The 7,063-nt window shown below is 71.2% G+C and carries 3 protein-coding genes and 2 pseudogenes; 3 read left to right on the forward strand and 2 right to left on the reverse strand.

What is annotated here, in order from left to right; all coding sequences use genetic code 11:
* Positions 1-233: 233 nt before the first annotated feature.
* Positions 234-730, reverse strand: a pseudogene (locus tag BN4348_RS41025) (DUF427 domain-containing protein).
* Positions 731-756: 26 nt separating this feature from the next.
* Positions 757-1,659, reverse strand: coding sequence for an undecaprenyl-diphosphate phosphatase (locus BN4348_RS41030; RefSeq protein WP_066912600.1), 903 nt, complete (start codon positions 1,657-1,659; stop codon positions 757-759).
* A gap of 149 nt (positions 1,660-1,808) precedes the next feature.
* Between BN4348_RS41030 and BN4348_RS41035 the strand changes: the two are divergent.
* The 3 genes and pseudogenes from BN4348_RS41035 to BN4348_RS41045 all read left to right on the forward strand — a co-directional run.
* A pseudogene (locus tag BN4348_RS41035) lies at positions 1,809-3,873 on the forward strand (CoA transferase).
* 62 nt (positions 3,874-3,935) lie between these two features.
* Positions 3,936-5,420: an acetyl-CoA acetyltransferase gene (locus tag BN4348_RS41040; protein ID WP_066912602.1), complete on the forward strand. Its 1,485-nt coding sequence runs from the start codon at positions 3,936-3,938 to the stop codon at positions 5,418-5,420.
* Positions 5,421-5,530: 110 nt separating this feature from the next.
* Positions 5,531-7,063: NAD-dependent epimerase/dehydratase family protein (locus BN4348_RS41045; RefSeq protein WP_066912604.1), on the forward strand; the 1,533-nt coding region annotated here is incomplete at its 3' end.

Genomic DNA, 7,063 nt, shown 5'->3' on the forward strand with positions numbered 1-7,063 from the left:
GGTCCTCCCAGAAAAGTTGACGGGTGTCAGGTTGGCGATGGGGTAAGCACAGCACTCGGCGCCGCGGGCCGCAAGGACCGGGCCGGCGGAACGGACGTCAACTCAACGAGCGGAGCCGAGGCGCTCCCGCAGCAGCAGTTCGGCGGTGCAACGCAATCCGGCCAGCCCCACGCCGATGACGACGACCTCAACCTCGTTGTCCGACACTTATCGGCCGCCGATGACGTCGACGGTCACCACCCCGCCGACCCCGGAATGCCTTTGACGGACCCGACACCCAGCTGGTGATCCAGCCGCCGTAGAAACCGCCCGGTTGCGGCACCACGACCTCGCCATTGACCGTGCAGCGGTCGACCGCCGCCGCCATGATCGCGACCGCGCCGGCGATCGACTCGAACCCCGGCGTCGGATTCAGGTAGCTCCACGCGGCTTTCGGGGCGACGATGCCGCCGCCGACCAGGTCGTAATAGGTTGCCCGGCCTTTCCATTCACACCAGGAGCTGCCGCCCGCGCGGCGCAGGGCCCCGTCGGCGAACGCGTGGCGGGGGAGGTAATAGGTCGGCGGATGACTGGTCTCGAGGACCCGCCAGCACTGGCGGGTGGACGCGATCACTTGGCCACCCAACTCGACGGTCACCGGGGCCGTGAACGACTCGACGCGGGGCGGCCGAGGGTAATCCCACACCGACTCGAGCGGGAGTGCGGGACCTGCGGATCCGGACCGATTCATGTTCGTCACCTCCGACCGTCGAACCCTTAGTGCAAGGTGAGCCACACCAGGCTACCGGCGCCGACCAGCGCGCAGTAGACGGCGAACGGTGTCAGGGTGCGGGTCTGGAAGTACCGGGTCAGGAACCGCACGGCCAGGTAGGCGGCGACGAACGACGCGACGCTGCCGGCCAGCACCTGGCCGCCGATTCCGGCCCCGAGCGGCCCGAACAGGTCGGGGATCTTGTAGACACCGGCGGCCAGGATGATCGGCGTGGCCAGCAAGAAGGAGAAGCGGGCGGCGTCCTCGTGCGACAGGCCGCGCCACAGCCCGGCCACCATGGCGATGCCGGATCGGCTGATGCCGGGCAGCAGGGCCAGAATCTGGGACGCCCCGATCAGCAGGCCGCGGCGCATCGGCAGCTGGGCGAGTCGGTTGTCGATCGCCTCGCCGCGGTGGTCCTCGTGCTCTTCGTCACCCGCCGGGGAAACCCGGCGGCGCAGCACCTCACCGGCGTACAGCACGATGCCGTTCAGCAAGAGGAACGCCGCCGCGGGTATCGGCTTGCCCAGCGTGGTTCGGAAGAGGTGCTCGAGGGCCACGCCGGCCAGCCCCACCGGGATGGTGCCGACCACGATCAGCCAGGCGAGCCGCTCGTCGGGCGCCTGGATCCGGCGGTACCGCACCGACGAGACGAAGCCGGCCACGATGCGCAGCCAGTCCCGCCAGAAGAACACCAGCAGGGCGGCGGCGGTGGCGACGTGCAGGCCGACGATGAACGCCAGGTAGGGCGATTCGGGGGTGGAGACGTTCAGGTCGCGCGCCCATTGCCCACCCACCAGGGCCGGCACCAGCACCGCATGACCGAGGCTGGAGACCGGGAACAACTCGGTGACGCCCTGGAAAGCGCCGACGATCAGGGCCTCGACGTAGCTCAGGTGCGCGGTCACGGGTCGGAGTCCTCCATCCGGGGATCGTCGGCAGAACTACCGAGCGTAGCGGGTCCCGTTTTCCGTTCGAACCGGCTTGGGCGGCTGGGCATTTGGTCGCGGCGCGAACACGCGCGGTTAGCTGAGGATGCTCCGGGTACCGTGGGCGGATGGCCGACCCGTTGCTCGAGGGTGTGCGCGTCCTCGACCTGTCGAGCGGCGACGCCGACGCGGTGACCCGGCTGTTCGCCGACCTGGGCGCCGACGTGCTCAAGGTGGAACCCCCCGGCGGCAACCTGGGTCGCGACGAATTGCCGACGCTGGCCGGCGCGAGCATCCCGTTCGCCGTGCACAACGCCAACAAGCGCAGCGCCGTGCTGGATCCGTTCGAGGAGGAGGACTGCTACCGATTGCTCGGCCTCGCCGGCGAGGCCGACATCGTCGTGGACAGTGGCCTTGACGGCCTGGCCGGTGCCTTCGGGGCTCCCGGCCCCGACTTGGCCGCCCGCTACCCGCACCTGGTGGTGCTGTCGATCACCGACTTCGGCGCGAGGGGCCCGCGGTCGTCGTGGCGCGCCACCGACGCGGTGTTGTACGCGATGTGCGGCGCGCTGTCGCGATCCGGTCCCACCACCGGCACCCCGGTGTTGCCGCCCGTCGGAATCGCTTCGTCCACCGCCGCCGTGCAGGCGGCGTGGGCCGCGCTTGTCGCCTACTACAACCGATTACGTTGTGGTACGGGTGATTACATCGATTTTTCGCGTTTCGACGCCGTCGTGATGGCGCTCGACCCGGCGTTCGGCGCGCACGGGCAGGCCGCCGCCGGCGACCGCGGCGCCNGCCGAACTCGTCCCCGGGGTGCGCACCAGCGTCCCCACCGGTTATTTCGTGGTCGACGGCCAGCGGTCGGGTTTTCGCGCGCCGGCCCCCACCGCGGGGGCCGACGACCCGTACTGGCGCGGCAGTCCGGTGGTGGTGCCGGCGCCGTCGGGCCGGGTCGGCGAGCAGCCGTTGGCGGGGCTGCGGATCCTCGACCTCGGCATCATCGTCGCCGGCGGCGAGTTGGGCCGGCTGTTCGGCGACCTGGGCGCAGAGGTCATCAAGGTCGAAAGCGCCGAATACCCGGACGGGCTGCGGCAGGCCCGCGCCGGCGACGCCATGAGCGAGTCGTTCGCGTGGACCCACCGCAATCAGCTCGGGCTCGGCCTGGACCTGCGCAGCGAGCGGGGCAAGGATGTGTTCGGCCGCCTGGTCGCCGAGGCCGACGCGGTATTCGCCAACTTCAAACCGGGAACCCTTACCGCCCTTGGGTTTCCGCACGAAACCCTGCGCCGGCTCAACCCGCGGATCGTGCTCGCCGGCAGCAGCGCCTTCGGCGACACCGGGCCGTGGAGCACCCGGCTGGGCTACGGGCCGCTGGTGCGCGCCGCCACCGGCGTCACCCGGCTGTGGACGTCCGACGATCCGGGCGAGGACGCCGACGGCGCAAGGCATTCCTTTTACGACGCGACGACGATCTTCCCCGATCATGTGGTCGGGCGGGTGACCGCGATCGCCGCGCTGGCCGCGCTGATCCACCGCAATCGGACCGGTCGCGGAGCCCACGTGCACATCTCGCAGGCCGAGGTCGTGATCAATCAGCTCGACACGCTCTACGTCGCGGAGGCCGCACGGGCCGCGGGCATCGGCCCGATGCGCGACGACACCGGCCTGCACGCGGTGTGCCGGTGCGCCGGCGACGACGAATGGTGCGTCATCTCGATCGGTTCCGACGACGAATGGCGCCGCGTGGCAAACCTTTTCGATCATCCGCATTGGGCGGACGACCCGCGCTTCGCCACCGGCGAGGCGCGGCTGGCCAACCGGCGCGAGCTGGTGGAGCTGGTGGCGGCCCTGACCCGCACCCGCACCCCGGTGCGCGTCGCCGAACTGCTGCAGTCGGCCGGGGTGGCGGCCGGGCCGATGAACCGTCCGCCCGACATCCTGGAGGACCCGCAGCTGATCGAGCGAAACCTGTTCAGCGACATGGTTCATCCGCTGGTGGAGCGGCCGCTTCCGGCGGAGACGGGACCGGCGCCGTTTCAGCACATTCCGCCCGCCCCGCAGCGCCCGGCGCCCCTGCCCGGCCAGGACACGCGGGAGATCTGCCGCGATCTGCTCGGCATGAGCGCCGACGAGACCGAGCGGCTCATCCAGGAGGGCGTGCTGTTCGCGACCACCCATGAGAACGCCTGAGCGGTCCGTCCGCACCGAGTGTGCGGCCGGCCGCATACTCTGAGTCCGATAGGTTCAGTCGTATGACCGTCGATTCCAGGACACCGGTGTTGATCGGCTACGGCCAGGTCAATCACCGGGGTGAGATCGACCCCGCGACGCGGTCGGTCGAGCCGGTCGACCTGATGGCCGCCGCGGCCCGCGAGGCCGCGGACTCCCGGGTGCTCGCGGCCGTGGATTCCATCCGCGTGGTGAATGTGCTCTCGGCTCACTACCGCGATCCCGGGCTGCTGCTCGGCCGGCGGATCGGCGCCGCTGACTTCACCACCCTGTACAGCCCCGTCGGCGGCAACGTGCCGCAGTCGCTGGTCAACCAGGCCTGCCTGGACATCCAGCGGGGCCAGGCCGGCGTCGTGCTGCTGGCCGGCGCCGAAACCTGGCGCACCCGCAGGGGGCTGAGGGCCAAGGGCGCCAGGCTCGAGTGGACCGTGCAGGACGAGGCCGTCCCATTGGCACCGGTCAGCGGCGACGACGTCCCGATGGCCGGCGACGCGGAGATCAGGATCGGGCTCGACCGACCGGCCTACGTCTACCCGCTGTTCGAACAGGCGCTTCGCATCGCCAACGGCGAATCGATCGAGGACCACCTCGAGCGCATCGGCGGGCTGTGGGCGCGGTTCAACGCCGTCGCGGTCGGCAACCCGCACGCGTGGATCCGCAAACCGGTGACCGCCGAGGAAATCCGGTGGCCCGGGCCGCAGAACCGGATGATCAGCTGGCCGTACACCAAACTGATGAACTCCAACAACATGGTCGACCAGGGCGCCGCGCTGATCCTGACCTCGGTCGAGCAGGCAAAGCGCCTGCACATCCCCGCCGAGCGGTGGGTCTTCCCGTACGCGGGCACCGACGCCCACGACACCCCGGCCATCGCCGAGCGCGACGAGCTGCACCGCTCGGCGGCCATCCGGATCGCCGGGGCGCGGGCGCTCGAGCTGGCCGGCCTGGGCGCCGACGACGTCGACTACGTCGACCTGTACTCCTGTTTTCCCTCCGCCGTACAGGTCGCGGCCGGCGAGCTCGGACTGAGCGTCGACGACCCCGCCCGCCCGCTCACCGTGACCGGCGGGCTGACGTTCGCCGGCGGCCCGTGGAGCAACTACGTGATGCATTCCATCGCCACCGTGGCCGAGTTGCTGGTGGCCAATCCCGGACGCCGGGCCCTCATCACCGCCAACGGCGGCTACCTGACCAAACACAGCTTCGGCGTCTACGGCACCGAGCCTCCGGCCGAATTTCGTTGGGAGGACACCCAACCGGCGGTCGACCGCGAGCCCACCCGCGACGGCCCGGTCGAGTGGGAGGGCGTCGGGACCGTCGAAGCGTGGACGACGCCGTTTGACCGCGACGGAAAACCCGAGAAGGCCTTCCTCTCGGTGCGCACGCCCGACGGGTCACGCACCCTGGCCGTCATCGCGGATCCCGCGGCCGCCGAAGCGACCGTGCGCGAAGATATCGGTGGCGCCAAAGTTGCCGTCACCGCGGACGGCGCCGCGGCGTTGCAGTAGCCGACCGAGAACATCATCGCAGGCCAGCGCGCCGTTACCGGGGTAACGGTCGCGTAAGTGCTATCGACTTGCCTATTGTCGAGACTGGACGTTGGGAGAGGTGGACCCAGGTGCAGATCCTGGTTACCGACGCCACCGGCGCAGTCGGGCGGCTGGTCGCACGGCAGTTGATGGCTGCTGGGCACACGGTCACCGGGATTGCTGAGCGCCCCCACCCCTACCTGGATCCCGGCGTCGAGTTCGTACGCGCGCCGCTGCGCCACCCCGTCCTGCGAGACCTGGCCGACGAAGCCGACGCGGTGGTCCACCTCGCCCCGATCGACACCAGCGCACCCGGCAGCGCGGACATCGACGGCGTCGCGCGCGTCACCGACGCCGCCGCCCGCGCGGGTGCTCGGCTGCTGTTCGTGTCGCAGGGCGCGGGCAGGCCCGAGGTGTATCGGCCGGCCGAGGAGCTGGTGTCCACCAGCTGGGCGCCCAGCCTGGTCGTCCGCATCGCGCCGCCGGTCGGCCGGCAGCTCGACTGGATGGTGTGCCGCACCGTCGCCACGCTGCTGCGCACGAAGATTTCTGCGGTCTCCACCCGGCCGGTCCGAGTCCTGCACCTCGACGACCTGGTGCGTTTCCTGGTCGCCTCGGTGAACACCGACCGCACCGGTGTGGTGGATCTGGCCACCCCGGACACCACCAACGTGGTCACCGCGTGGCGCCTGCTGCGGTCCGTCGACCCCCGCGCCCGGCTGAATCGGGTCCGCAGCTGGCCGCAGTTGACCCCGGCAATGGATATCGCTGCGGTGCAAGAGGATTGGGGTTTCGAATTCGGCTGGCATGCGCTCGAGGCGATCGGGGACACCGCGCGTGGACTCGTCGGGCGCCGGCTGCACGCGGCGGGCGCCGTAAGCCACGACCGCCGGCTGGCCCTCCCGGTGGAGGTTTTTCCGCGCCCCCGACCGTCCGACGACCTGCGCAGCGCGGCCCCCGAGGGCATGGAGGGGGAGTTCGACGACCGGATCGATCCGCGGTTCCCGGTCTTCAGCGCGGCCGGGCTCGCCGAGGCGCTGCCCGGGCCGCTGACCCCGATGACGCTCGACGTCCAGCTGAGCGGCCTGCGCACGGCCAGCCGGGTCATGGGTCACGTGCTCGCCCTGGGCGGCGTCGTCGACGACGAGTGGGGCAGCCGGGCCATCGCGGTCTTCGGCCACCGCGCCTACATCGGGGTGTCGGCCAACGTGGTCGCCGCCGCGCAACTGCCCGGCTGGGACCAGGACGCGGTCGCCCGCCACGCCCTGATGGACCAGCCGCAGGTGGGCGACGTCCTGCCGTTCGGGGAGCCGAAGCTGGCGGAGGGAGCGCTCGGGTCGATGGCCAAGGCCGTCGTCGCGGCGCGGTCGCTGACGCTGGTGCGCCGGCTGGGGCCCGACACCCGCGCCTACAGCGCGGCCGCCGCGGTGGAACACCTCGACGCCGCGCAGCTGGCCGCGCTGCCCGACGCGGCGCTGGAGGTTCGGGTGCGGCTGCTGCGGGATCGCATCCACCAGGGCTGGATCCTCACGGCGCTGTGGCTGATCGACTCCGGAGTCACCGCCGCGGCGCTGCACCACACCAGGGCCGCGTCCAGGATCTCGGGGCTCGGCATGATCGTC

Origin of the sequence: Mycobacterium interjectum, from assembly GCF_900078675.2 — a bacterium.
Lineage (GTDB): Bacteria > Actinomycetota > Actinomycetes > Mycobacteriales > Mycobacteriaceae > Mycobacterium > Mycobacterium interjectum.

Coding starts and splice junctions, on each gene's coding strand:
- BN4348_RS41040 (WP_066912602.1), top strand. CDS start 3,936: ATGACCGTCGATTCCAGGACACCGGTGTTGATCGGCTACGGCCAGGTC.